Source organism: Proteus sp. fly-1008 (assembly GCF_040140305.1).
Lineage (GTDB): Bacteria > Pseudomonadota > Gammaproteobacteria > Enterobacterales > Enterobacteriaceae > Proteus > Proteus vulgaris_B.
Genome location: NZ_JBEEWH010000005.1, coordinates 1 through 26,966, shown reverse-complemented (window position 1 = coordinate 26,966; position 26,966 = coordinate 1). Strand labels below are relative to the sequence as shown.

Annotated in this window: 20 protein-coding genes; 9 read left to right on the top strand and 11 right to left on the bottom strand. The window is 38.0% G+C overall.

All coding sequences use genetic code 11. From position 1 onward, the window contains the following. Window positions 1-70: 70 nt before the first annotated feature. Window positions 71-682 (bottom strand): transcriptional repressor LexA, encoded by a 612-nt coding sequence (gene lexA, locus ABN256_RS10150; RefSeq protein ID WP_072070935.1) that lies wholly within the window; start codon window positions 680-682, stop codon window positions 71-73. Between the two features lie 127 nt (window positions 683-809). Continuing rightward, entirely contained in the window at window positions 810-1,181 is a 372-nt protein-coding gene (locus ABN256_RS10145) for a diacylglycerol kinase (RefSeq protein ID WP_006536373.1), read from the bottom strand. Window positions 1,182-1,311: 130 nt separating this feature from the next. On the opposite strand from ABN256_RS10145, the gene plsB reads away from it, so the two are divergent. Then, entirely contained in the window at window positions 1,312-3,795 is a 2,484-nt protein-coding gene (plsB, locus tag ABN256_RS10140) for a glycerol-3-phosphate 1-O-acyltransferase PlsB (protein WP_197269817.1), read from the top strand. Window positions 3,796-3,895: 100 nt separating this feature from the next. On the opposite strand, the gene ubiA is transcribed toward plsB, so the two are convergent. The 3 genes from ubiA to pgi form a co-directional block, all read right to left on the bottom strand. Beyond that, complete coding sequence (gene ubiA, locus ABN256_RS10135) at window positions 3,896-4,750, bottom strand: 4-hydroxybenzoate octaprenyltransferase (RefSeq protein WP_197269816.1); 855 nt, start codon at window positions 4,748-4,750, stop codon at window positions 3,896-3,898. 28 nt (window positions 4,751-4,778) lie between these two features. Then, window positions 4,779-5,288: a chorismate lyase gene (gene ubiC / locus ABN256_RS10130; protein ID WP_349439477.1), complete on the bottom strand. Its 510-nt coding sequence runs from the start codon at window positions 5,286-5,288 to the stop codon at window positions 4,779-4,781. Window positions 5,289-5,510: 222 nt separating this feature from the next. Further along, complete coding sequence (gene pgi / locus ABN256_RS10125) at window positions 5,511-7,157, bottom strand: glucose-6-phosphate isomerase (RefSeq protein WP_349439448.1); 1,647 nt, start codon at window positions 7,155-7,157, stop codon at window positions 5,511-5,513. 265 nt (window positions 7,158-7,422) lie between these two features. Here pgi and lysC point away from each other — a divergent pair, with 265 nt between their 5' ends. Continuing rightward, window positions 7,423-8,802 carry a lysine-sensitive aspartokinase 3 gene (lysC, locus tag ABN256_RS10120; protein WP_196554572.1) on the top strand — a complete coding sequence of 460 codons (1,380 nt, stop codon included), beginning with the start codon at window positions 7,423-7,425 and terminating at the stop codon, window positions 8,800-8,802. Window positions 8,803-8,947: 145 nt separating this feature from the next. After that, on the top strand, window positions 8,948-9,763 hold the full coding sequence (locus tag ABN256_RS10115) for a hypothetical protein (protein WP_196554573.1): 816 nt from the start codon (window positions 8,948-8,950) through the stop codon (window positions 9,761-9,763). 67 nt (window positions 9,764-9,830) lie between these two features. Here the strand turns inward: ABN256_RS10115 and ABN256_RS10110 are convergent, their stop codons facing one another. Next, complete coding sequence (locus ABN256_RS10110) at window positions 9,831-10,409, bottom strand: hypothetical protein (RefSeq protein ID WP_231619351.1); 579 nt, start codon at window positions 10,407-10,409, stop codon at window positions 9,831-9,833. 134 nt (window positions 10,410-10,543) lie between these two features. Next, window positions 10,544-14,221 carry a methionine synthase gene (gene metH / locus ABN256_RS10105; RefSeq protein WP_340894136.1) on the bottom strand — a complete coding sequence of 1,226 codons (3,678 nt, stop codon included), beginning with the start codon at window positions 14,219-14,221 and terminating at the stop codon, window positions 10,544-10,546. Window positions 14,222-14,474: 253 nt separating this feature from the next. On the opposite strand from metH, the gene iclR reads away from it, so the two are divergent. From iclR to ABN256_RS10090, 3 genes are all read left to right on the top strand, one after another. Continuing rightward, the gene (gene iclR / locus ABN256_RS10100; protein WP_072070943.1) at window positions 14,475-15,311 is read left to right on the top strand and encodes a glyoxylate bypass operon transcriptional repressor IclR; all 837 of its coding nucleotides are present in this window, start codon (window positions 14,475-14,477) and stop codon (window positions 15,309-15,311) included. A gap of 305 nt (window positions 15,312-15,616) precedes the next feature. Continuing rightward, window positions 15,617-17,473 carry a phosphogluconate dehydratase gene (gene edd / locus ABN256_RS10095; RefSeq protein WP_340894139.1) on the top strand — a complete coding sequence of 619 codons (1,857 nt, stop codon included), beginning with the start codon at window positions 15,617-15,619 and terminating at the stop codon, window positions 17,471-17,473. A gap of 78 nt (window positions 17,474-17,551) precedes the next feature. Then, window positions 17,552-18,193, top strand: coding sequence for a bifunctional 4-hydroxy-2-oxoglutarate aldolase/2-dehydro-3-deoxy-phosphogluconate aldolase (locus ABN256_RS10090; RefSeq protein WP_197269992.1), 642 nt, complete (start codon window positions 17,552-17,554; stop codon window positions 18,191-18,193). A gap of 72 nt (window positions 18,194-18,265) precedes the next feature. Here the strand turns inward: ABN256_RS10090 and aceK are convergent, their stop codons facing one another. From aceK to aceB, 3 genes are all read right to left on the bottom strand, one after another. Continuing rightward, window positions 18,266-19,987 (bottom strand): bifunctional isocitrate dehydrogenase kinase/phosphatase, encoded by a 1,722-nt coding sequence (gene aceK / locus ABN256_RS10085; RefSeq protein ID WP_349439447.1) that lies wholly within the window; start codon window positions 19,985-19,987, stop codon window positions 18,266-18,268. A 76-nt stretch (window positions 19,988-20,063) separates the two neighbouring features. After that, the gene (gene aceA / locus ABN256_RS10080) at window positions 20,064-21,371 is read right to left on the bottom strand and encodes an isocitrate lyase (RefSeq protein WP_072065199.1); all 1,308 of its coding nucleotides are present in this window, start codon (window positions 21,369-21,371) and stop codon (window positions 20,064-20,066) included. Window positions 21,372-21,440: 69 nt separating this feature from the next. Next, window positions 21,441-23,033 carry a malate synthase A gene (gene aceB, locus ABN256_RS10075; protein ID WP_349439446.1) on the bottom strand — a complete coding sequence of 531 codons (1,593 nt, stop codon included), beginning with the start codon at window positions 23,031-23,033 and terminating at the stop codon, window positions 21,441-21,443. Between the two features lie 340 nt (window positions 23,034-23,373). Between aceB and metA the strand changes: the two genes are divergently transcribed. Then, entirely contained in the window at window positions 23,374-24,303 is a 930-nt protein-coding gene (gene metA / locus ABN256_RS10070; protein ID WP_072070953.1) for a homoserine O-acetyltransferase MetA, read from the top strand. 56 nt (window positions 24,304-24,359) lie between these two features. Here metA and ABN256_RS10065 read toward each other — a convergent pair whose 3' ends face one another. After that, window positions 24,360-25,463: a glycerol dehydrogenase gene (locus ABN256_RS10065; protein WP_072070947.1), complete on the bottom strand. Its 1,104-nt coding sequence runs from the start codon at window positions 25,461-25,463 to the stop codon at window positions 24,360-24,362. A gap of 252 nt (window positions 25,464-25,715) precedes the next feature. On the opposite strand from ABN256_RS10065, the gene ABN256_RS10060 reads away from it, so the two are divergent. Then, the gene (locus ABN256_RS10060) at window positions 25,716-26,360 is read left to right on the top strand and encodes an epoxyqueuosine reductase QueH (protein WP_349439445.1); all 645 of its coding nucleotides are present in this window, start codon (window positions 25,716-25,718) and stop codon (window positions 26,358-26,360) included. A 133-nt stretch (window positions 26,361-26,493) separates the two neighbouring features. Beyond that, window positions 26,494-26,966, top strand: a 473-nt coding sequence (gene idi / locus ABN256_RS10055; protein ID WP_349439444.1) for an isopentenyl-diphosphate Delta-isomerase, incomplete at its 3' end; no start/stop codon positions are given.

Below are 26,966 nucleotides of genomic sequence, written 5' to 3'. Positions count from 1 at the left end.
ATGATTTTGTGGTTTTACACATCATCTGCATTTTTTTAAAATAAGTTGTATTGACTTACTTTGGTACAAATTACAGCCATTCGCCGTTACGAATAACCCCTACTGCTAAACCTTCCACAGTAAAGCTTTGTTCGCGTAAATCGACAATAATAGGTGAAAATTCTGGGTTTTCTGCATGAAGTTCAATTTTATTACCGCTTTTCTTAAAGCGCTTTACTGTCACTTCATCTTCAATACGTGCCACAATCACTTGCCCGTTATGAACATCTTGTGTTTTATGCACAGCAAGTAAGTCGCCATCCATAATACCGATATCTTTCATCGACATACCATTAACACGCAATAAAAAATCTGCACTTGGCTTAAATAGCATTGGGTCAACTTGATAATGGCTTTCAATATGCTCTTGCGCTAAAAGTGGTTCACCCGCAGCAACTCGCCCAATTAATGGCAGTCCTTCTGGCTCTTCTTCCATTAGCAAACGGATACCTCTAGATGCACCAGAGATAATTTCTATCACACCTTTACGAGCAAGAGCTTTTAAGTGCTCTTCTGCCGCATTTGGTGAGCGAAACCCAAGTTGGGAAGCTATTTCAGCCCGTGTTGGTGGCATACCCGTTTGCGAAATGTGATCACGAACCAAATCGTAAACCTGCTGCTGCCTTGCAGTTAATGCTTTCATTCCGCCCCCTGTTTGTTTATACAGTCAGACTGTGAGTATATACAGGTATATGACGATTTGAAACCTTAAATGAATATAAAACACGCATCTTTGGATTATTTTTCGACAAAAATCGAATTTTTTAACTTTATGCGAAGAAATGCCCCCAAAGAATGGTTACCCAAGTAAATAATCCCAATATAATAGCAATGAGAACGGCGGCAGAACCCATATCTTTTGCACGCCCTGATAATTCGTGGTATTCAGATCCAATTCGATCGACAACCGCTTCTATTGCACTATTTACCAGTTCCAAGATCACAACTAATACAACGGAACCAATGAGTAAAATGCGCTCTAGACCACTGACATCTATAAAAAATGAAAGGATAATTGCAACCAAGGTCACAATTGCTTCTTGTCTAAAAGCGGCTTCATTAATCCAAGCGGCACGAATGCCCTTGTATGAATAGCCACCAGCTTTAATGATTCGGGTAAGACCTTTATTTTGATTAGCCATAATAAACTCTATCGAAAACAAACGATTATTTTGCCACTTTTCTCTATTAATATTGTCACAGCACCACAGATCTACGAAAGACTTTCTGTTATGCTTTCGAAGTATTGCTAATAAGAGGCTACAACTATTTATGTCAGCTTGGCGTAAACTATATTATAACACATTGAATTTACCACTAAAATTACTGGTAAAAAGTAAACGAGTTCCGACTGATCCTATCACTGAGTTAGGGTTGGATACGTCGCGATCTTTCCTTTATGTGCTACCTTATCATTCAAAGGCAGACTTACTGACATTAAGACAGCAATGTTTATCTTTAGGATTACCTGATCCACTGCAACCTATTGAGATAGGTGGTACTAAGCTCCCTGCGTATGTCTTTATTGATGACGGTCCAAGAGTATTCCGTTACTACTCACCTGATCCTCGTAAAGATTCCGTGAAAACATTCCACGCTTATCTTGATGCTCATCGTAATAATCCACACCTTGATATCGAGATGTTGCCGGTTTCCGTGATGTTTGGTCGCTCTCCTGGCCGTGAAGGTCATAATGGCGTTCCACATCTGCGCGTACTTAATGGGATCCAAAAATTTATCGCTATCCTCTGGTTAGGTCGTGATAGCTTTGTTCGTTTTTCACCTACTGTATCAATGCGTGAAATGGCAAACGAACACGGTACTGACACCAGTATAGCCCGAAAGCTCGCACGTGTTGCGCGTATCCACTTTTCTCGCCAGCGTTTAGCTGCTGTTGGTCCGAAATTACCAGCACGTCAAGATCTCTTCAATAAATTGCTTTCATCGAAAGCCATTGAAAAAGCAATTGAAGATGAATCAAAAGCAAAAAAAATCTCACTGGATAAAGCACGCAAAAATGCCACTGATATCATGGAAGAAATTGCAGCTAATTTCTCATATGAAGCAGTTCGTATTAGTGATCGCGTATTAAGTTGGACATGGAATAAGCTCTATCAAGGTATCAACGTCTATAATGCCGAACGTGTACGTAAACTCGCGCAAGATGGGCATGAGATTGTTTATGTACCTTGTCACCGTAGCCACATGGACTACCTACTGCTTTCTTATGTGCTTTATCATCAAGGCTTAGTTCCTCCACATATAGCTGCGGGTATTAACCTTAATTTCTGGCCAGCAGGCCCGATTTTCCGCCGTTTAGGGGCTTTCTTTATCCGAAGAACCTTTAAAGGTAACAAGCTATACTCCACTATTTTCCGTGAATATTTAGGTGAGCTATTTACACGTGGCTACTCTATTGAATATTTCGTTGAAGGTGGACGCTCACGTACAGGTCGATTGTTAGATCCTAAAACAGGAACACTTTCAATGACAGTACAAGCAATGTTACGCGGTGAAACACGCCCTATCTCTGTTGTTCCTATTTATATTGGGTATGAACACGTTATGGAAGTGGCAACCTATGCCAAAGAATTACGTGGCGCAACAAAAGAGAAAGAAGGCTTTATGCAGATGGTGAGGGGTTTACGTAAATTACGTAATCTTGGTCAAGGTTATGTTAACTTTGGTGAACCTATCTCTGTTGCGCAGTACTTAAATCAAGCAGTTCCACAATGGCGTGATGATATCGATCCCATTGAGCCACAACGTCCAAGTTGGTTAAATCCAGCTGTAAGCGCACTGGCTGACAATATTATGGTTCATATCAATAATGCGGCCTCAATTAATGCAATTAACTTAGTATCAACGGCATTGTTGGCATCACGTCAGCGAGCACTCACTAGAGAACAGCTGTTAGAACAAGTCGATTGTTATCTGCAATTATTACGTAATGTGCCTTATTCGGCTGACATGATTGTGTCTGATAAAAATGCTGAGGCGTTATTAGAACATGCTCTGCAATCAGATAAATTCTTAGTCGAAAAAGATAGTTTGGGTGATATTGTGGTGCTTCCTCGTGAAAGTGCGGTATTAATGACTTATTACCGTAATAACACGATCCATCTAATGGTTACTCCATCGTTAATTGCTAGCATCATCTTGCATCATGAAAAAATCCATCGTGATGATTTAATGAAACAGGTTGAATTAATCTTCCCTCTAATTAAAGCAGAGTTATTTATTCGCTATGAGAAAGAAGAGCTACCTGAAGTCATTAATACCTTGATAGCAGAACTTTGTCGTCAGCGTCTAATTTGTTGTGATAGTGATGGCTTACTACGCATTAACCCTGCTCGTATTCGTCCATTGCAGCTCTTAGCAGCTAGTGTTAGAGAAACATTGCAACGTTATGGTATTACGCTATCTTTACTCAATTTTGCCCCTGAAATTAGTCGTGCATTATTGGAAAAAGAGAGCCGTATTTTGGCACAACGTCTTTCTGTATTACATGGCATCAACGCACCTGAATTCTTTGATAAAGCCGTATTCTCTACCTTAGTTTCAACACTGCGTGAAGAAGGCTATCTCAACGATAACGAAGATATCCTAAAAGCAGATGCATCTGCTCTTTACCAAGTGATTGCAAAATTAATGTCACCAGAAATTCGCTTAACCATTGAGAGTGTCGGTGTCACTGAAGATAACAATTCAGCACAGATAATTAATGAAAAAAGTGAGCCTAAAGCTGATAAATAATCAGTCATAACGCCATTATTAATAGAAAAGGGATAAGCATTACGCTTATCCCTTTTTGTTTCTACTCTATTGTCGATGATAGCTTAGCGCTTACGATATCTTAGAAATAACTAAATAAAATACCCGCAAATAAAACAAAACCAACATAATTATTATTCATAAACGCTTGAAAACAAGGTGCTCTTTCACGCTCTGCAATCAGTTTTTGTTGATAGATAAAGAGTGCGGTAATCAGTAATATCGACCAATAATAGATGCCTCTCATGTTCAGCAGAACACCAATGCTCACGAGTAGCGCCAACATCACCAGTTGTAAAATACCGATAATAATTTTGTCATAACGACCAAATAAAATAGCGGTAGATTTTACGCCAATCTTTATATCATCATTGCGGTCAACCATCGCATATTGGGTATCGTAAATCACCGACCAGATAATATTGACAAGAAATAATAGCCAACATACTAATGGTAAGCTTTCAGAAACAGCAGCAAAACCCATTGGAATTGACCACCCAAAGGCCATACCTAAAATAAGCTGAGGTAGATTACTGAAGCGTTTAACAAAGGGGTAAAACCATGCTAGTGCAAGTCCTGCTACAGAGAGCCAAATTGTCATCGTATTGAGCGTGAGTACCAAGCCAAATGACAATATAACCAATACAATAAATAAAATTTTACTCTCTTTTTCTGTCACAGCCCCACTAGGTAATGGTCTATTTTTAGTTCGTTCAACGCTGCCGTCAATTTTTCTGTCAGCAAAGTCGTTTATTACACACCCAGCGGCACGCATAGAGAACACGCCAATAGTAAAGACAATCAGAATATGCCAATCAGGAAAACCTTTAGCAGCAATCCATAAAGCCCAATAAGTTGGCCAAAGTAATAATAGCGCTCCGATAGGTTTATCTATACGCATTAAACGGCTATATGCCTGCCATTTATTGTGCGTCATACTTCCCTCCAATTTTAGCTCCCCCTAATTACTTCTCATACATTGGTGATGCAGGTAGAAACACCTCGGTTAATAATAAAGGTTTATCTGAAAGCTGGAAACGAGAACGGCGTAGCCAATACCCATTTTGTTGCCCGATATGAATAAAATCACGGCTTAAGGTTGTTTCCTGAAACAAATAACGTCCAAGAGGGACGGTTCTTAAATTGACCAGTTTTCTATCTTCACCTGTCAGTGTCTCTTCTGGTACTAATGTTCGCCCTAATAACCAAGGAACATTATCACCACACAATACCACTTCTCTTAACCAATAACGCTGACTTTCAGGTAAACATGCTTTTTCGTCAGCAGGCTCAATAACATCAACAAATCCTTCTTGATAAGGCATCACTGTCACTTTTTGACAATGCTGTTCAAACCGTCGCGTCATTGAACCTAATTCCATTAACCAACTTAATGTACTTTCTTGAAGATTTTCATGTTCCTCACTGGGCAACCAATGGATAGGAGCAGGGGTAATTATTGATTTTTTGAACATTATTTCATCATCACGCGTTGATGATCCTAGCTTGTGTGAGTCATGATGCATAAGGATATCATGATGTGACTAAAGGAAGTTAAAAGCTGATAACATTTCGCATAAATAATCTAAAAAAGCGTTAAAAGAAAATCAGATTAAGCACGAAACATCCAAAAAATAAAGGAGGCCATAAAAACCTCCTTTGTATCTAACCGACTACTTATATTCAATTTATTCGGATTAACGCCATGCTTTGTAACGATTAATCAGGTTATTTGTTGAGCTATCGTGGCTGTTAACACTTTCCTTACCTTTTAATTCAGGAAGGATACGATTAGCAAGCTGCTTACCTAATTCAACACCCCATTGGTCAAACGTGAAGATATTGAAAATAACACCTTGTACAAAGATCTTATGTTCATACATTGCAATCAATGCACCTAATGAATAAGGCGTAATTTCTTTTAACAAAATAGAGTTAGTTGGGCGATTACCTTCGAACACTTTGAAAGGTGCAACATATCCCATGACTTTAGGATCTTTTCCTGCTGTGGCAAATTCAGCATCAACTTGCTCACGAGTTTTACCAAAAGCGAGCGCTTCTGTTTGAGCAAAGAAGTTAGACATCAATTTTGCATGGTGATCAGATAATGGATTATGACTAATTGCAGGTGCAATAAAATCACAAGGAATAATTTTTGTACCTTGATGGATCAGTTGATAAAACGCATGTTGACCATTTGTACCCGGTTCGCCCCAAATAATAGGCCCTGTTTGGTAACTGACTTTATTTCCATCACGATCAATATACTTACCATTTGATTCCATATTGCCTTGTTGGAAGTAAGCAGCAAAACGATGCATGTACTGATCGTATGGCAGAATCGCTTCAGTTTCTGTGCCAAAAAAATTGTTATACCAAATGCCAATCAGTGCAAGGATTGTTGGGATGTTATTTTCAGCATCAGCGGTTCTAAAGTGGTTATCCATAGCATGAGCACCTTCCAGTAATTGCTCAAAGTTGTCATAACCAACAGATAACGCGATAGATAAACCAATTGCTGACCATAATGAATAGCGACCACCAACCCAATCCCAGAACTCAAACATATTGGCAGTATCAATACCAAATTTTTCAACTTCAGTGCTATTCGTAGATAACGCAACGAAATGTTTAGCGACAAAAGCACTCTCTTTCGCTGACGCTAAGAACCAATCTCTTGCTGAATGCGCATTTGTCATGGTCTCTTGTGTTGTGAATGTTTTTGACGCAATTAAGAATAATGTCGTTTCGGGATCACATTTTTTCAGTGTTTCAGCAATATGAGTACCATCAACATTCGAAACGAAATGCATAGTAAGGTGATTTTTATACGGGCGTAATGCTTCTGTTACCATATAAGGACCAAGATCAGATCCACCAATACCAATATTTACAACATCAGTAATTGCTTTGCCTGTATAACCTTTCCATTCACCACTAATAATACGCTCACTGAATTTTTTCATTTTATTCAGTACTGCGTTAACTTCTGGCATAACATCTTTGCCATCAACGATAACTGGAGTATTGCTACGATTACGTAATGCAGTATGCAATACAGCACGATCTTCAGTACGGTTGATTTTTTCACCCGTAAACATGCTATTTATCGCACCTTCTACGTCACATTCCTTAGCTAAAGCCTGCAATTTATCTAATGTTTCTTTCGTAATACGGTTCTTTGAAAAATCCACTAGAATTTGGTCTGAAAATATTTTTGAAAATTGCTCAAAGCGTGATGGTTCCTGAGCAAAAAGCATTTTCATATCGGTATCTTTGATAACCGAAAAATGGTTTTCTAATGCCTTCCAAGCTAGGGTTTGAGTTGGGTTTACATTTTTCATTCACAATACTCTCTTAAGATTACAATCCAATATCCTCAGATTGTAGCCTGACATTTAATAGTTACAGTCAATTCTTTCTCATTTGATGATATTGGTCAAAACCAATCAACAAATCTAGTACTAATTACTTACATAGGTAAAACCGATAATGTGGAGCTGATTATTAATTAAATTGATTATTCTTCACTCTGCATTGACTCTCTACTTAATAACCGATATTCCTAATTGTGTCCAACATCTCATTTTTGCCTAAAGGAATACGACAATGACTGATAATACTGCTACGCCTTCATCTTCATCATCACCATACACTATTGCTAAATTTGGTGGCACTAGTGTTGCTAACTATTCAGCAATGGAAAAATGTGCAGATATTATCCTGAAACAAAAGTCAGTTCGTGTCGTCATCCTTTCCGCATCTGCTGGGATCACTAATCTACTGATTGAACTTGCAGCAGGAACTGAACCCTCACAACGAGAAGCTTTACTTTCACAAGTTCGCGATATTGAGTATGCGATTATCAATCAACTCTCTCAGCCAGAAATTATTTCCCAAGAAATAAACCGCCTGCTTGAAAATATTGAAATGCTCTCTGAAGCGGCAGCATTAGCGACTTCTGATGCATTAACAGACGAACTTGTAAGTCATGGCGAATTAATGTCAACCTTACTTTTTGTTGAGTTACTGCGTGAAAAAGGCATACAAGCAGATTGGTTTGATGTCAGAAAAGTGATGAAAACGAACGATCTATTTTGTCACGCTGAGCCAGATATGGGGCAATTGACTGAACTCACACAAAACCTTATTCAGCCTCGTCTAGATGAAACTGTTATTGTTACACAAGGTTTTATTGGTCAAGAACCAAAAGGTAGAACAACAACTCTAGGTCGTGGTGGTAGCGACTATACAGCTGCATTGATTGGTGAAGCACTTGGAATGTCTCGTGTGGATATCTGGACCGATGTACCAGGTATTTACAGCACTGACCCAAGAATAGTGCCAGAGGCACATCGCATTGATCAAATCGCCTTTGATGAAGCAGCAGAAATGGCTACTTTTGGGGCTAAAATTTTGCACCCCGCTACATTATTACCTGCCGTTCGTAGTGGTATTCCAGTTTTTGTAGGCTCAAGCAAAGCCCCTGAAGAAGGCGGTACTTTAGTTTGCGCTCAAACAGAAAACCCACCTGTATTCCGCGCAATTGCACTACGTAGAAAGCAAACATTACTCACATTACATAGTCTAAAAATGCTTCATGCGCGTGGATTCTTGGCTGAAATTTTTACCATTTTATCGCGCCACCATATTTCGGTTGATGTGATAACAACATCAGAAGTCAGTATTGCTTTAACCCTTGATACAACGGGTACAACAAATTCATCAGGTAGCTTATTAACCAATGCATTATTAACCGAGCTTTCTGCATTATGCCGTGTTGAAGTAGAAGATGATCTGGCATTGGTTGCCGTGATTGGTAATTCACTTTCACAGGTAAATGGTTTAGGTATTAAGATTTTCGGCACATTAGAAGATTACAATATTCGTATGATTAGCCACGGTGCAAGTACTCATAATTTATGTTTATTAGTTGATGGCAAAGATGCGGATAATATTGTACGTAAATTGCATGATACTTTGTTTTAGCAAATTCACATTGAAAATTGAGAAAGATAAACTTTTTACCTCTCTCAATTTTCAACCTTTATTTCTGAAAAGGTGTAAGCTTTAAAGAACTTCATTTAATAATAATTAGAATCAAAATCTAACTTTATTAATGGAGTAATAAAAAATGAAAATTTATGATAATCTTTGCAGTATTATAAAAAATAACGCAGAAAAAGTAACATGCTCTAACGCAGATAATACTTTAAAAAAAATAAAAAATCAGCTTTCCTCGGTCGAAAACTCTAATCAAATTTATACAACAGTAGAGAAAAGCACACTCTCTATTTTAAAAAATATTGAGTTAAATAAGACTTCTTCTAATGATATAAAAGATAGTTCTTTATTAGATCAACAATGTATTGAATCAATAATAAAAATAAATAATATGTGTAAGCATAAAGATATTTTCTCAATAGGACAATACAACAAAATATTAAGTAAAATTGAAAAAGAGAATATAAAAAAAATAAGTCAAGAAAGTGAAGCAAGTAAAAAAGAAACTCTTTTAAAAATTAAAGAAGAGCTATTTAATAAAATAAAAGGACCCAACGAGAAAATAAAAGAACTCATTGATGTACATTATCAATGCTTTCAGGAAATAACAAAAGAAATTGAAAACACTAATGATAAAAACATCCCTGAAAAAATATATGAATATAACAAATACAAATCCAAAATTATCGATAAAATAAACAACCATGAAATTAACAATGAAGATTTAACAGATCCTACTGAACTCAGACAATATATAAAAGAACTTCAAGAATATAATAAAAATCTAAATAAATTTATTGAAATAATAAATGGTATTACTCACAGATATGAAAAAGAATTAGGAATACTTAGCGATCACCATTTTAAATTACCTGATGATAAAATTTTAAATATGCTAAACTATCATCTAGATAAATTAAAAGAAGTGAGCTTACAAATTAATTAATCTTTTAAATAAATCCAAACTAAAGTTTTCTAATAGGCTTCTTTTTAGAAGCCTATTTTTTAATAATTTAATAAACCCGATAACCACCATATTTTTTTGCAAATTGATTAAATTTACCAAAATCAATTAAAGCGATTTCTAAAGAACGATGTGCAAGATGTGACATTTTTGCGATTTTTTCAACAAAAACTCGGTTATCTTCTAGTAATTTAGCGGTAAGTGTAGCAGCAATTATTTCGCACTCTTTTGGCGTCACTATCCAACCATCATTAGTAGCAAATTTATGGATAGGAATATTACCGTCTTTCTCACTTTCTTTTGCTAATAGCGCCTCTTCTTCTTTCATAGCCTGTTTAAATAATTCTATTTCTTCTTTAACAGGTTCTGGAGTAGTAGGAATTTGATGATAAATATAATCGCCCACTTCTTCGATCCGTGCCGGTGTCATTTCGGCTTTCAGCCAAATTTTATCAAATGCTTTTTCGTCTAAAATTGCCTCTGTATCTAAACTTCCGGTTAATTGCATCAGATTTAAAAAAGCATTAATTAACACTTCATTTAATGGATAGCCCCCTTTCACTAAAGAAGGGAAGGGGATTTCAGTGCCAGCGGGCGGAGTTTTCTGAAGATACAAAGTATAACTCATCGTTATGTCCTTTTTTTCTGATACAAGTTCTCAGCTTAAACACCTTTAATGGGAACTGCTAGAGAAAATAACAAGGGGATATTACTATCCCCTTGTTATTTATTGCATTATTGAGATCTGAAAATAAAAATAAACTAAGAGTCATACCCTAAATTAGGCGCTAACCAACGTTCAACTTCACTGACACTCATTCTTCGGCGTTTTGCATAATCTTCAACCTGATCTTTTTGAATTTGAGCAACGGCGAAATATTTACTGTCAGGGTGGCTAAAATACCAACCCGACACTGAAGCACCGGGCCACATAGCATACGCATCAGTTAGTTTCATCCCAATGCGATTTTCAACATCAAGTAATTGCCAAATTTTTGCTTTTTCTGTGTGTTCAGGACAAGCAGGGTACCCCGGTGCAGGTCTTGTTCCTTGATATTTTTCTCGAATAAGTTCGTCATTAGAGAGGTTTTCATTAGGGCTATAACCCCAAATTTTTGTTCTCACTTGTTGGTGAAGGTATTCCGCAAATGCTTCAGCAAGACGATCCGATAGTGCTTTCACCATAATTTTATTGTAATCATCATGGGCATTATCATAAGCATTGGCGAGCGTGTCTTCCTCTAACCCTCCTGTTACAGCAAAAGCACCAAAATAGTCAGGAACACCGCTTTCTATGGGAGCAATAAAATCTGCTAAACAGTAGTTAGGAAACTCTTTTTTCTCTGTTTGCTGACGTAAATGGCAACTGTACAATAATTCATGCTGCCGGCTTTCATCTTGATAAATAACAATATCATCACCCAGACGATTAGCAGGGAAGATCCCCATAATACCTTTAGGTGTGAGTAAGTTTTCATGACTTAGCTTATCCAGCATCGCGTTCGCATCAGCAAATACCCGTTTCGCCTCTTCACCCACCACATCATCTTCTAAAATACGCGGATATTTTCCTGCTAAAGACCATGTCATAAAGAAAGGCGTCCAGTCGATATATTCACGCAACACATCAATACTTGCAGTAATTTCTTGCACACCAAGTTGATTCGGTTTTGGGGGCGTGTAATTTTGCCAATCAATTTTAAGTGCATTGGATCGTGCAATGTCTAAAGAGACTGGCGGTGTACGTGGTTTTTTTCTAGCGTATTGTTGGCGCACTACTTCATATTCACGCCGTGTTTTTGCAACAAAATCAGCTTTTTGAGTTTCAGATAACAGCGCTGCGACAACACCTACCGTACGTGATGCATTCTGCACATAAACAGTAGGGTGGCTATAATTTGGCTCTATTTTTACGGCAGTATGGGCTTTAGATGTTGTTGCACCACCAATCATTAATGGCAACGAGAAACCTCTCCTTTCCATCTCTTTCGCCACATTCACCATTTCATCAAGTGATGGGGTAATCAGACCTGAAAGACCAATAATATCAACTTTTTCATCAATCGCCGTTTGCAGGATCTTATCGCAAGGTACCATCACCCCCAGATCGATAATCTCATAGTTATTACACTGCAAAACAACACCCACAATATTTTTACCAATATCGTGAACATCCCCTTTTACGGTAGCGAGTAAAATTTTACCTGCGGAAGTACCTGCTTGTTTTGTTGCTTGAATATAGGGTTCAAGATAAGCAACCGCTTGTTTCATCACCCTTGCTGATTTCACAACTTGAGGTAAAAACATCTTCCCTTCGCCAAACAAATCACCCACTGTATTCATACCATTCATCAGTGGCCCTTCAATAACTTCAATTGGGCTTGATACTTGTTGACGACAAGCTTCTGTATCTTCAACAATAAATTCGGTGATCCCTTTAACTAAAGCGTACTCTAGACGTTTCTCTACATCCCATTGTCGCCATTCAGCAAGTTGATGGTTTTGTTCATCGCTTTTCGTTCCACGATAACGCTCTGCCAATGCTAATAGATTATCTGTGCTTTCTTCATGGCGATTTAAAATAACGTCTTCTACAGCGTTACGTAGTTCATCAGGTAATGAGTCGTAAATAGCAAGTTGCCCTGCATTCACAATCCCCATATCCATACCATTTTTTACGGCGTAATAAAGAAAAACAGAGTGAATAGCTTCACGAACAGGATCGTTACCCCGAAATGAGAATGAAACATTAGAAACACCGCCAGAAATTAAGGCATATGGGAGTTGAGATTTAATATCGGCACAGACTTCAATGAAATCAACAGCATAATTATTATGTTCTGCAATCCCTGTAGCGACAGCAAAAATATTAGGATCGAAAATAATATCTTCTGGTGGAAAACCTGCTTGTTCTGTTAATAGTTGATAAGCTCGACGACAAATTTCGATTTTACGCTCTCGAGTATCCGCTTGGCCCACTTCATCAAATGCCATAACAACGACAGCGGCACCATATTTACGCACTAATTTAGCATGTTCAAGAAAAGGAATTTCTCCCTCTTTCATAGAAATCGAGTTAACAATTCCTTTGCCTTGAATACATTTCAAACCTTCTTCAATGACTTCCCATTTGGAAGAGTCAATCATTACAGGGACTTTAGCAATATCAGGTTCACCAGCAATAAGATTGAGAAAACGTGTCATGGCTTCAACCGCATCGAGCATACCTTCATCCATGTTGATATCAATAATTTGAGCACCGTTTTCAACTTGTTGACGTGCAACATCTAAGGCTTCTTGATAATTACCTTCTTTTATCAATCGCTTAAATTTAGCAGAACCTGTTACGTTAGTTCGCTCCCCCACATTCACAAATAGTGAATTCTCATCAATCACTAAAGGCTCTAAACCTGAAAGACGACACGCTTTCTTAAGGGGCGGTAATACTCTTGGCGCAATACCTTCTACTGCTTGTGAAATTGCAAGAATATGTGCAGGTGTTGTTCCACAACATCCCCCCACAATATTAAGAAAACCAGCTTGCGCCCACTCTTTAATTTGCTCAGCCATTTCTTGAGCATCTAAGTCATAACCTCCAAATGCGTTAGGTAAACCCGCATTAGGGTGAGCGCTGACATAGGTCTCAGAAATTTGCGAAAGTGTTTGAATATATTGGCGTAATTCTTTAGGGCCTAATGCACAGTTTAAGCCAAATGAGAGTGCATCAGCATGGCGCAAAGAGTGGTAGAACGCTTCTGTTGTTTGACCCGTTAAAGTTCTTCCTGAGGCATCTGTAATAGTGCCAGAGATCATCACAGGTAATTCAATATTCAGCGCTTCAAATTCACATTTAATCGCAAAAATAGCTGCTTTCGCATTTAATGTGTCGAAAATAGTTTCAACCATAATTAAATCGACGCCGCCTTTAATTAATCCTCGAATCGCTTCTCGATAAGCATCCACCAGCTTATCAAATGAAACATTACGAAATGCAGGATCATTAACATCAGGAGATATGGACGCCGTTCTATTTGTTGGTCCTAAAACACCAGCAACATAACGCGGTTTATCGGGTGTTAAGGCACTCCATTTATCTGCACAGGTTTTCGCTAATTTTGCGGCTTCTTCATTCAACTCAAAACAGAGCGACTCCATCTGATAATCAGCCATCGCAATGGAGGTTGAGTTAAAAGTGTTGGTTTCAACAATATCAGCACCCGCTTGAAAGTAGGCATCATGTATATCTGCAATAATCTGAGGTTGTGTTAACACTAAAAGATCATTATTTCCTTTAACATCACAACCCCAATTAGTAAAACGCCCACCTCGATAATCAGCTTCTGTTAGTTGGTATTGCTGGATCATTGTACCCATTGCGCCATCGAGTACTAAGATACGTTTTTCTAATGCTTCCACCAGTTGTTGTTTTATGTTTGCCACGTTGTTTCCTCTTAACCGAGAATGTTTTTATTCTTATTTCTTTATTTTTCTTTCGTTGTTTTTTTATCCTACCATATCTTTTTATAAAGATTTCGAAGACGAAGATGAGAGATTTTCACTCAGTGATAAATGCTTTTAATAAATATTTCTTATCACACACTTTGTTTTGAAAAATGCAGTGATCGGAGGAGTTTTATTATGCGAGATAGTTCATAATAGATATTAATATGGATAGCATTTCTGGAGTGTATGCATGACAGTTTCCCCTACAAATAAAAAAGTGCGTAAGACGAAAACAACTGCCACTCAAAGTACCGCACAAGGAGGCCCTGTTCAGTCATTAAGTCGTGGGCTAACATTATTGGAATATATTTCCGAATCTCCTGGTGGTATCGCCTTAACAGATCTCGCCTTTCAAGCTGGGTTGCCTAATTCCACAACACACCGCTTACTCACTACACTTCAGCAACATGGTTTTGTCCGTCAAGTTGGAGATTTAGGCTTGTGGGTTGTTGGTACGCACGCTTTTATTGTTGGCAGTAGCTTTCTGCAAACTCGTAATCTTTTAGTAATGGTGCATCCTATTTTGCGTCAGTTGATGGAAGATTCTGGTGAAACCGTCAATCTGGCGATCCTTGACCAAATTGAATTTGATGCCGTGATTGTCGATCAAGTGCAATGTAATGCACTAATGAGAATGTCGGCGCCTATTGGTGGTAAATTACCGATGCATGCATCAGGTGCCGGTAAAGCATTTCTTTCAACGTTACCAGAAAATAAATTGCTACCGCTACTTCAGAAAAAAGGCTTAATGGCCTATACACCTCACACCAAAACACTCCCTTCTTCTTTAAAAGAAAATTTGGAGCAAGCCCGTAAACAAGGCTTTTCTTTCGATGACGAGGAGCATGCTTTAGGCTTACGCTGTATTGGTGCTTGTATTTATGATGAACACCACCAGCCTTTTGCTGCAATTTCACTTTCAGGCCCTGTTTCTAGAATGACTGATTCACGTATCACTGAATTAGGCGCTATGGTTATCAAGGCTGCAAAACAAATTAGCCGTGAATACGGTGGTGTAAAAAGCTGATCCTATCTTTCACCTTCCTCATTACCAAACAATGAGGAAGGAACTCCATAATTAAACCGATTCAGCTTTTTAAAAAGACAGCGTTTCGGCTTTATATTCGTTAAATATTAAAAAACTGTTATTTATCACCTAAAAAAATTGATGTTGATCACAGATGTTGTTTAAGACGCATTAAGAGTATTGCAACTCTTCTTGTTACCCGTAACAATGTTACCGGTAACAAATACTATAGCTAAATTCAAATACTCTCTTTTCATAGCCAATAGTAACGCTCATCACCCTGTGTGAATAAAGGAAGCATCATTATGAACCCTAAAAACCATGATCCAATTCAGAACGACTTTGTTCCGCTTAACGAGACTGTAAAACAGGTAACAGAGCGCATTATTGCTCGCTCACAATTGACTCGTCGTGCTTATCTGAAAAAAATCGAAGCCGCAAAAAGCCAAACAGTACATCGCGCTCAATTGGCCTGCGGTAATTTAGCTCATGGTTTTGCTGCTTGTCAGGCTGACGATAAAAATCGCCTGAAAAATATGGTTCATAATGATATTGCCATTATCACTGCTTACAATGATATGTTGTCAGCTCATCAGCCGTATGAAAATTATCCTCAAAAAATTAAAAAGGCATTGCATGCTGTTGGTGCCGTGGGGCAAGTTGCAGGAGGCGTTCCTGCTATGTGTGATGGTGTAACTCAAGGTCAAGATGGGATGGAATTATCACTCCTGAGTCGTGATGTGATTGCGATGTCAGCAGCTGTCGGTTTATCCCATAATATGTTTGATGGTGCACTCTATTTAGGGATCTGCGATAAAATTGTTCCTGGACTGACGATGGCTGCGCTCTCTTTTGGTCATCTTCCTGCTATTTTTGTTCCAGCGGGTCCTATGACGAGTGGTTTACCAAATAAAGAAAAAGTGCGAATTCGCCAGCTTTATGCTGAAGGTAAAGTGGATCGTCATGCTTTGTTAGAAGCCGAAGCTGCGTCTTACCATAGCATTGGCACATGCACTTTTTACGGTACAGCGAACTCAAATCAGATGGTCATGGAAATGATGGGGTTACATTTACCCGGCGCTTCTTTTGTTCATCCAGATACACCATTGCGTGACGCATTGACTGATGCAGCTGCTAGCCAAATAGTACGTCTTACTGAAAACTCAGGTAATTACCTCCCTATCGGTCAATTAGTTGACGAGAAGGTAATTGTAAACGGCATTATTGCTCTATTAACAACCGGAGGATCAACCAATCTAACAATGCACTTAGTTGCAATGGCACGCGCGGCCGGCATTATCATTAATTGGGATGATTTCTCTGAACTTTCGCAAGTTGTACCACTTATTGCTCGTATTTATCCTAATGGCCCTGCCGATATCAACCAGTTTCAAGCGGCAGGTGGTATCGCACTAATTATTCGTGAACTACTGAAGAAAGGCTTAATTCACCGTGATGTCAATACTGTTGCAGGATTTGGCATTGAGCGTTATACCTTAGAACCTTGGCTAAATGAGGGCAAACTTGATTGGCGCGAGGGTACGATAAGCTCTTTAGATAAAGACGTCATTGCTGATATCAATACACCATTTTCATCACATGGTGGTACACAAGTGATGCAAGGTAATTTAGGCAGAGCTGTAATGAAAACTTCTGCCGTACCTGATGAAAATAAAATTATTGAAGCCCCAGCTGTGGTGTTTAATAGCCAACATGATATTGCCGCTAAATTTGAAGCTGGTGAGCTAAATAAAGATTGTGTTGTGGTTGTGCGTTATCAAGGGCCACAAGCCAACGGTATGCCAGAATTACATAAATTAATGCCACCATTAGGGGTACTAATGGATAAAGGCTACAAAGTAGCATTAGTTACCGATGGCCGACTTTCAGGCGCATCTGGTAAAGTACCCGCTGCAATTCACGTCACTCCTGAAGCCATTAATGGTGGTTTATTATCCAAAGTGCACGATGGTGATATCATTCGTGTTAATGGTAAAACAGGTGAGTTAACACTCCTTGTTGATGAACAAACACTCAATGCTCGCCAAGATAAAATGCCTGATTTAAGTACGAACAATATAGGCTGTGGCCGTGAACTGTTTGTGAATTTGCGTCGTCATTTATCCGGAGCTGAACAAGGTGCTTGTTGTATCGATTTTTAATACCAACAAGTTTTAATGCCTAACGAGGAGCAGATTTAATTCATTTGCTCACCATTTTCTAATTAGGAAATACAAATGATGAATCATTGGAATACAAGTGCAGAGTCTGTACTAAAATCAGGGCCAGTTGTTCCTGTTATTGTTATTAATCATATTGATGAAGCTGTACCTGTTGCCAAAGCATTAGTTGCAGGTGGCGTAAAAGTTTTAGAAGTCACATTACGTACTGATTGCGCTATTGAAGCTATTCGCCGTATTGCGAAAGAAGTCCCAGAAGCCATTGTAGGTGCAGGGACCGTGATTAATCCGCAACAGTTAGCACAAGTTACTGAAGCAGGTGCTCAATTTGCTATTAGCCCAGGGTTAACAGAAGCGCTACTCAAAGCAGCTGTAGCTGGAACGATCCCTTTAATTCCGGGTATTTCAACAGTTTCTGAGCTAATGCTAGGTATGAGTTATGGCTTAAATGAATTTAAGTTTTTCCCTGCTGAAGCCAACGGGGGTGTTAAGGCATTAAAAGCGATTGCAGGACCATTCTCAAAAGTTCGCTTCTGTCCAACCGGAGGCATATCACCAGATAATTACCGTAATTACCTAGCGCTAGAAAGTGTACTTTGTATTGGTGGCTCTTGGTTAGTCCCTAATGATGCGGTTAAAGCAGGTGATTTTCAGCGTATTACTGAATTAGCTAGAGAAGCTGTTGCTGGTGCTCAGTGCTAATTTTTGCAATAAAATATAGTTAGCCCAATAAAGATAGGTATCCCCTTTATGCCTATCTTTGTTTTAACCTTTTTATCCTGACGGATCACGATAAGCAAATCGCTTAGTTTGAGAATAAGCGTAAACATCTTCAATATACCCTTCTTTAATTCTTTGCTGTTGTTGTTGCCAATATTCTGGTGATAAAAGATCACGATGTTGAGCCTCAAAATAATGACAAACTTGCTTATCGCTGCATAAGAAATAACGAAATTCTTCGGGAAAAACATCATTAAGCGCAACGCTATACCAAGGTTCACTGGCTAATTCGTCTTCAGGATAGCGGGCCGGAGGGATCGCCCGAAAATTCATATCTGTCATATAACTAATTTCATCATAATCATAAAAAATAACACGATGATGGCGAGTCACTCCAAAGTTTTTAAATAACATGTCACCCGGAAAAATGTTTGCAGCAATAAGCTCTTTTAATGCTTGCCCGTAGTCTTCGACGACAGCCTTGAGTTGATTATCATTACATTGTGCCATATAGATATTAAGAGGTGTCATTCTGCGTTCCATATAAAGATGGCGGATCAGTAGTTTATCGCCTAGATCTTCCAATTTATTTGGGATCTCCTGTTCAAAGACAGCCATTAGCTCAGGGCTAATTCTTTTTTTATCGACCACAAAATTCTCAAATTCTTGAGTATCTGCCATTCGTCCAACACGATCGTGCTCTTTAACTAATTGATAGCACTCTTTTACGCGCTCAGAGGTGATCGTTTTTTGTGGCGCAAATTTATCTTTGATCACTTTAAAAACGCGATCATACGTCGGTAATGTAAATACCAACATCACCATACCTTTTACTCCAGGTGCTTCGATAAATTGCTCCGATGAAAAATTCATAAAAGCAAGGTATTCGCGGTAGTATTCTGTTTTACCGTGCTTTTGACATCCAATAGACATATAAAGCTCAGCGATAGATTTCCCCGGTAATATATCTCTTAACCATGCAACTAATGCCGCAGGAAATGGCGCATAAACCATAAAATAAGAACGGGCAAAACCAAAGACAATGCTGGCCTCATCTGCGGTTATCAAACAAGTATCAATCAATAATTGTTGTTCAATATTATGAATAGGTAATAGAAACGGAATATATTGATTACCAATAACAATTTTACCTATTAGCCAAGCAGCTTTATTGCGATAAAAGAGTTCATTTGCAATATGAAATTCCGCATTACGTAACTGCAAAGCAGAAAACTGGGCGTTTAGCACATTACAGATTGAATTAATATCTCGTTGCTTATTTTGCCACGGCAACCGTAAAGGTAAGCGCGATAAAATATCTTGCAATAATGTCGGTAAATCACTTTGAATAACAAACTGCTTTGATAATGGTCGAGGTGCTTGTGTAAAGCGATAAGCAGGTTGTGATGAAAAAACAAAAAGATTTTTTTTATTCAATTCACGATGGTGAAACAGACGACAATAGACAGAATTAAAAAAGCTTTCTGCAATCTCAAATCGAGGGTAATTGGGGAGTAATAATGTATATTTTTCTTTTACTTTTTGTAAAAAAAGGCTTTCTTTATCAATGTCGTGACGAATACATCTGAGTTGTTCAACCACTAATCCAACATGATTATCATATAAACGGATGCGCTCTTTCATCGCCAGTTGAGTACTATGCCAATCTGCTTGTTCAAAACGATATTGAGCTCCTGACGTTATCTCAAGAAAACGACCATATTGAGCATCAAAACCCTGTAAAATTGTTTGAGCAATCAAATCTTCTGGCGTCATTCACAACCTCACGAAAAAGAGGAGCATCCTGCTCCTGAATTATCACCACAAAAATAGATAATAATATTTTTAAACTTTAGAATTGCTGCTCTTCTGTTGAGCCTGTTAGTGCCGTTACAGAAGACATACCACCTTGAATAATCGTCGTGACTTTATCAAAATATCCTGTTCCCACTTCTTGTTGATGTGATGAGAAGGTATAGCCTTGATTAAGTGCAGCAAATTCTTTTTCTTGTACTTTTTCAACGTAATGCTTCATACCTTCGCCTTTAGCGTAGTCATGTGCCAAATCAAACATGTTGAACCACATGCTATGAATACCCGCTAAAGTAATAAACTGGAATTTATATCCCATTGCAGAAAGCTCATCTTGGAAATGCGCAATCGTGCGATCATCAAGATTCTTTTTCCAGTTAAAGGAAGGAGAACAGTTATAAGCCAACATTTTCCCTGGATATTTATCGTGAATAGCTTCAGCAAACTTAGCCGCCATTTTCAGATCAGGGAGAGATGTTTCACACCACACCAAATCGGCATAAGGCGCATAAGCAAGGCCACGGCTAATGGCTTGATCAATACCCGCATGGGTACAGAAGAAACCTTCAGGTGTACGTTCTCCTGTTAAGAACGAACTATCATAAGGATCGCAATCTGAAGTTAAGAGATCCGCGGCATCGGCATCTGTTCTTGCAACTAACAAAGTTGGTACATCAGATACATCAGCGGCTAAACGTGCCGCAACCAGTTTTTGTACAGCTTCTTGAGTTGGAACAAGCACTTTCCCACCCATATGACCGCATTTTTTCACTGCTGCTAACTGATCTTCAAAGTGAACCCCCGCAGCCCCAGCTTCAATCATAGCCTTCATTAATTCAAAGGCATTTAATACGCCACCAAAACCAGCTTCCGCATCAGCCACAATAGGAAGGAAAAAATCAATATAGTCTTTATGTTGAGGACCAATACCGTTAGACCACTGAATTTGATCTGCTCGTCTAAAGGTATTATTAATACGCTGAACAACATTAGGTACCGAATCAACCGGATATAAAGACTGATCAGGATACATGCTTGCCGCAGTGTTAGCATCAGCAGCGACTTGCCAGCCTGAAAGATAAACCGCTTCTAACCCGGCTTTTGCCTGTTGCAAAGCTTGCCCACCGGTTAAAGCCCCTAATGCATTCACATAACCTTTTTTCGATTTTCCATTTAATGATGACCAAAGCCTTTGAGCGCCGCGTCGTGCTAAGGTATGTTCTGGGTTAACCGAACCTCTTAATTTAATGACATCTTCAGCGCTATAAGGACGAGTAATCCCTTTCCATCGAGGTTGTTCCCACTCTTTCTCTAATTGGGCGATTTGCTCTGATCTACTAATAGTCATAAAAACAGCTCCTATAAATACGGTAGTGATGATGTTTGCAGTTTATAAATACGTTTTGACGTATCTTTTTTAATTTAAAAGTTGATAACCCGGTAAAGTCAGAAAATCGACTAATTCATCTTGGGTTGTAATGTTATCCATCAAAGAAGCGGCTTCTTTAAAACGCCCTTCTTCAAAACGAGTATCACCGATTTCTTGGCGTATCACCTCAAGCTCCTCTTTCAACATTTTACGAAAGAGAACTTTAGTCACAATTTGTCCATCAGACAGCGTTTTTTGGTGGCGTATCCATTGCCAAATAGAAGTACGTGATATTTCTGCCGTTGCCGCATCTTCCATTAATCCATAGATAGGTACGCAACCATTACCAGAGATCCACGCTTCGATATATTGCACAGCAACACGGATATTAGCTCTCATGCCTTCTTCAGTTCTTTCGCCCGTACAAGGTGCTAATAACATTTCTGCCGTTATTTTTTCATTACGTTGTACATCGAGTTGATTTGAACGAGATCCCAATACCGCATCAAAAGCAGCTAATACGGTTTCAGCAAGCCCAGGATGGGCAATCCAAGTACCATCGTGGCCATTTGTTGCTTCAAGCTCTTTATCATCGAATACTTTTTTCAAAATGACGCCGTTTTGTTCCGGATCTCGACTTGGAATAAATGCTGACATTCCACCCATCGCAAAAGCGCCACGCTTATGGCAAGTTTGAACAAGCAGACGAGAATAAGCACTCAAGAAAGGCTGAGTCATCGTGATCCCTTGTCTATCTGGTAATACACGATCAGGATAATTTTTTAATGTCTTGATATAGCTAAAAATATAATCCCAACGGCCACAGTTAAGCCCAACAATATGCTCTTTCATGTGGAAAAGAATTTCTTCCATTTGGAAAACAGCGGGTAAGGTTTCAATTAATACCGTGGCTTTAATAGTTCCTGTTGCTAAACCAAAGCGCTTTTCAGTGAAATGAAAAACATCACTCCACCATTTCGCCTCTTGCCATGTTTGCAATTTAGGAATGTAGAAATATGGCCCACTTCCTTTTTCTAACAGCGCTTTGTGGTTATGATAAAAATACAATGCAAAATCAAATAACCCCCCAGAAATAGGTTTCCCCTGCCATAACACATGTTTTTCAGGAAGATGTAATCCTCTAACTCTGGCAATCAATACTGCCGGTGACGCTTTAAGTTGATAGCATTTACCCTGCTCATTGGTATAAGAAATAGTACCTTTAACGGCATCGCGTAAATTGATTTGCCCATCAATCACTTTGTCCCATGTAGGAGCCAAGGAATCTTCAAAGTCCGCCATAAAGACTTTTACATTGGCATTTAATGCATTGATAACCATTTTGCGATCAACAGGTCCTGTTATTTCAACACGACGGTCTTGAAGATCTTTAGGTATTGGATTGACTTTCCATTCCGATTTTATAATGGAATCTGATTCCGAAATAAAATCAGGAAGCTCACCATTATCAACTCTGTGTTTCCAGCTATCCCTTTCGGCTAATAAAGTATGGCGTCTATCTGAAAAGTGATTTACCAAATCAGTTAAAAATGACTTAACATCTTGATTTATTATCTCTTTTTCCTGTTCATCAAAAGATTGCGTAAAATTTAATTCTTCTGTTATTAACGATTGTGACATTCTGCATTCCCCTAAAATCGTTTACACACCTGATTAAGATTAATGCAGTTCTCACAAAAATCAAAAATGAATTCCATTTTTATTTAAATATTTTTTAACAATGTGATTACAATAATGTTTTTTTATTGTACAAAAATGAAAGTTTCAAAAATAACTCGAGGGATCTAGAAGAGATCGCTAACGAAAGGAAAAAAAGAATGTCCATACTTGATAATTTTACCTATATAGCTTTTTCTTATATGAATATTCTTCATACACAACATGAAGACCTCGACATTCAAAAAGTTATTAGCTAAATTTAGGCTTCTAGATGTCTAGATGTTTTTTAGAGGTTATTGAAATGCCAATTAGAGTACCCGATGAGCTACCCGCAGTCAGTTGTTTACAAAAAGAGAATGTCTTCGTCATGACATCCAGTAGAGCAAGTATTCAAGATATTCGCCCTTTAAAAGTGCTTATCCTTAATTTAATGCCAAAGAAAATAGAAACAGAAAACCAATTTCTGCGGTTGCTTTCTAATAGCCCTCTGCAAATTGATATTCAATTATTACGTATTGATTCTCGTATCCCTAAAAATACGCCTGTAGAGCATCTCGATACTTTCTATTGCGATTTTGACCAAATTAAAGAACAAAACTTTGATGGTCTTATTGTTACAGGGGCACCATTAGGATTAGTCGAATTTGAAGATGTGGCTTATTGGGGTGAAATAAAGGAAATTATTACATGGGCTAAAGAGCATGTCACTTCAACGCTTTTTATTTGCTGGGCAGCTCAAGCTGGGTTAAATATTTTATATGGATTACCAAAATATACGCTAGAACAAAAAATTTCAGGAGTATATCGTCATAGCACTTGCTCGCCTCTTTCATTATTAACTCGCGGATTTGACGAAACTTTTTTTGCACCTCATTCTCGTTATGCTGGGTTTCCTATCGATTTTATTCAACATAATACTGATTTAGAGATCCTTGCGACTTCAGAAGAAGCAGGCGCTTATTTGTTTGCATCAAAAGATAAAAGAGTCGTCTTTGCAACTGGGCATCCAGAATACGATCCCAATACACTAGCAGATGAATATCATCGCGATGTTAAAGCAGGGCTAGATCCTCAATTACCAGAAAATTATTTTCCTAATAATGATCCAAGTAAAAAACCTATTGCTTCTTGGCGTAGTCATGGCCATTTATTGTTTGCAAACTGGTTGAATTACTATGTTTATCAGATAACACCGTTCGATCTTGCTCATATGAATCCAACCTTAGATTAAAGAAAAACCCCAAAATCAATTTGGGGTTTTAAGATAATCATTTACCAAGCTAAGAATTATTTATAGCGATGAGCCAATGCGTTAGCAGCGATCATTGCATTATAAACATCGTCTTCAGTAACTTTCATTGGCATATTACCCATGGTATCACCTTCAGCACAGGCAATTTTCGCCACGGTACGCCATTCGCTTTCAATGAATTCTTTCATACCCATATCTTCAAGTGTCAGTGGTAATTCTGCCGCTTTAATAATACGGATCACTTCATCAATTTCTTCTTGTGGTGCATTTTCTAATACTAATTGTGTTAGTAAACCAAAGACAACTTTTTCACCATGTTGAACGCGATGTAAAGACTCAACTGCAGACATACCATTGTTGACCGCATGAGCAGCGGCTAATCCGCCAGCTTCGGCACCAACACCACTAAGATAAATTGTTGCTTCAATAGTTTGTTCTAATGCAGGTGTAGTAATTTTATGACGGATAGCATCCATTGCTTTATCAATGTTTTCACTTAACATCTCAAAACATAATTGTGCTAAACCGAGGCCTGTACGTGATGGGCGTTGATTGACTAAGTTTAAACCGTCTGCTTGATAGCAAGCACGTGCTTCAAAGTAAGTTGCTAGAGCATCACCAACACCTGCTGAGAAAAAACGTTGTGGAGCAGAGGCAATAATCGCCGTGTCTGCAATAACAACATCCGGGTTTTGTGGTAAAAATAAATATTTATCAAATTCACCATTTTCTTTGTATAACACAGAAAGTGCAGTGCAAGGTGCGTCAGTAGAGGCAATTGTAGGGAATAAAATAACAGGAATATGTTGATAGTAAGCAACCGCTTTAGACACGTCTAATGTCTTTCCGCCCCCAATACCAATAATAACGTTAGCTTTATTCTTAACCGCAATTTGGCCAAGGCGATTAACTTCAGCTTCAGTACATTCGTAATTAAATTTTTCAACAATCGCTTCAATTTTATTTTCTTTTAGAGAAGGAAGTGCTTCTTTAGTTACTTTTTCTAAGAAAAATTCATCACTAATAATAAAAGCATTATCACCAAAATCTTTAACGTATTTACCAACAGAAGCAAGAAGTTGGCTACCAATAAAGAATTTTTTTGGGGAGGTTACAGAACGAGGTAATATAGACGACATAACTAAATTCCTTTATTTTAGATTTTGCTATAAACAATAGCAGAATTAGTATTTCATCTTACCTCTCATCAGAATATGAATCTAGTAAACTCTCTGATAGATATTACCTTATATATTGATATTTCCTTATTTAAAGTCATATAAAACAAATGGTTATTTTTAAATAATTTTGAAATAGCAGATTAATTACGTATTTATATCTATAATATAAGCATTGTTTTATAACTAAAATAACGCAGTTTAGGATCATCAATGACACTTATACGAGAAAAACTGACATTACCTGCAAATGCCAATAAACTCTTATTACACTCTTGTTGTGCCCCTTGTTCTGGTGAAGTCATGGAAGCATTACAAGCTTCAGGCATTGAATATACAATCTTTTTTTACAACCCCAATATTCATCCTCAAAAAGAGTATTTAATTCGTAAAGAGGAAAATATCCGTTTTGCTAAGAAACATAATATTCCTTTTGTTGATGCCGATTATGATACTGACAATTGGTTTGAAAGAGCTAAGGGAATGGAAAAAGAACCTGAACGTGGTATCCGATGCACAATGTGTTTTGATATGCGTTTTGAAAGAACAGCTCTTTATGCCGCTGAAAATGGTTTTTCTGTTATTTCAAGTTCACTTGGGATCTCTCGGTGGAAAGATATGAAACAGATAAATAGTTGTGGGGAAAGAGCCGTAGCACCTTATCCAAATATGGTTTATTGGGATTATAATTGGCGTAAAAAAGGTGGCTCAGCCAGAATGATAGAAATAAGTAAGAGAGAACAGTTCTACCAACAAGAATATTGTGGATGTATTTATTCGTTAAGAGATACAAATAAATATCGTAAATCACAAGGTCGAGAACTTATTAAGATTGGTGTTCAATATTATACTGCTTAGATCTTTTTTCCTTTTATTCTAGGCATTACAAACGTGATGCCATAAAAAGGACAACACAGTAAATCGTTATTTGATATACAGACATGTTATATTCACGCTATAACAACATATTATTTTATTAAGGTGATTTCTTGTGGAAGACGCTGTTATTCTCGTAGATAAAAATGATAATGAGCTGGGAACGATGCCAAAGCTTGAAGCTCATATTGTAGGCGCCTTACATAGAGCCTTTTCAATATTTATTTTTAATTCAAAGCAGCAATTACTTATTCAACAACGTGCAATATCTAAATATCACTCTGGTGGTTTATGGGCAAACACTTGTTGTAGTCATCCGCTTCCAAACGAATTAGTTTCAAATGCTATTCATCGTCGTTTAGATGAAGAATTAGGCATGAAATGTGATATGCAATCTATTGGAACTATTCTGTATAACGAGAAAGTGACAGATGATCTGATAGAACATGAATTTGATCATCTATTTCTTGGGTTTAGTGACGAATTACCACTGAGTAATCCAGATGAAGTGATGAATTATCGCTGGATCTCTCTCGATTCTCTTTATCAAGATATTGAAGAGAACGCACAAAATTACAGTGTTTGGTT

Bases quoted from the DNA above. Each gene is read 5' to 3' on its own strand.
- aceK (WP_349439447.1), bottom strand. From the start codon at position 19,987: ATGACGCCAGAAGATTTGATTGCTCAAACAATTTTACAGGGTTTTGAT.
- ubiA (WP_197269816.1), bottom strand. From the start codon at position 4,750: ATGACGCACAATAAATGGCAGGCATATAGCCGTTTAATGCGTATAGAT.
- ABN256_RS10145 (WP_006536373.1), bottom strand. From the start codon at position 1,181: ATGGCTAATCAAAATAAAGGTCTTACCCGAATCATTAAAGCTGGTGGC.
- iclR (WP_072070943.1), top strand. From the start codon at position 14,475: ATGACAGTTTCCCCTACAAATAAAAAAGTGCGTAAGACGAAAACAACT.
- ubiC (WP_349439477.1), bottom strand. From the start codon at position 5,288: ATGTTCAAAAAATCAATAATTACCCCTGCTCCTATCCATTGGTTGCCC.
- ABN256_RS10115 (WP_196554573.1), top strand. From the start codon at position 8,948: ATGAAAATTTATGATAATCTTTGCAGTATTATAAAAAATAACGCAGAA.
- plsB (WP_197269817.1), top strand. From the start codon at position 1,312: ATGTCAGCTTGGCGTAAACTATATTATAACACATTGAATTTACCACTA.
- ABN256_RS10090 (WP_197269992.1), top strand. From the start codon at position 17,552: ATGAATCATTGGAATACAAGTGCAGAGTCTGTACTAAAATCAGGGCCA.
- metA (WP_072070953.1), top strand. From the start codon at position 23,374: ATGCCAATTAGAGTACCCGATGAGCTACCCGCAGTCAGTTGTTTACAA.
- aceB (WP_349439446.1), bottom strand. From the start codon at position 23,033: ATGTCACAATCGTTAATAACAGAAGAATTAAATTTTACGCAATCTTTT.
- ABN256_RS10110 (WP_231619351.1), bottom strand. From the start codon at position 10,409: ATGAGTTATACTTTGTATCTTCAGAAAACTCCGCCCGCTGGCACTGAA.
- lysC (WP_196554572.1), top strand. From the start codon at position 7,423: ATGACTGATAATACTGCTACGCCTTCATCTTCATCATCACCATACACT.
- aceA (WP_072065199.1), bottom strand. From the start codon at position 21,371: ATGACTATTAGTAGATCAGAGCAAATCGCCCAATTAGAGAAAGAGTGG.
- ABN256_RS10060 (WP_349439445.1), top strand. From the start codon at position 25,716: ATGACACTTATACGAGAAAAACTGACATTACCTGCAAATGCCAATAAA.
- lexA (WP_072070935.1), bottom strand. From the start codon at position 682: ATGAAAGCATTAACTGCAAGGCAGCAGCAGGTTTACGATTTGGTTCGT.
- edd (WP_340894139.1), top strand. From the start codon at position 15,617: ATGAACCCTAAAAACCATGATCCAATTCAGAACGACTTTGTTCCGCTT.
- pgi (WP_349439448.1), bottom strand. From the start codon at position 7,157: ATGAAAAATGTAAACCCAACTCAAACCCTAGCTTGGAAGGCATTAGAA.
- ABN256_RS10065 (WP_072070947.1), bottom strand. From the start codon at position 25,463: ATGTCGTCTATATTACCTCGTTCTGTAACCTCCCCAAAAAAATTCTTT.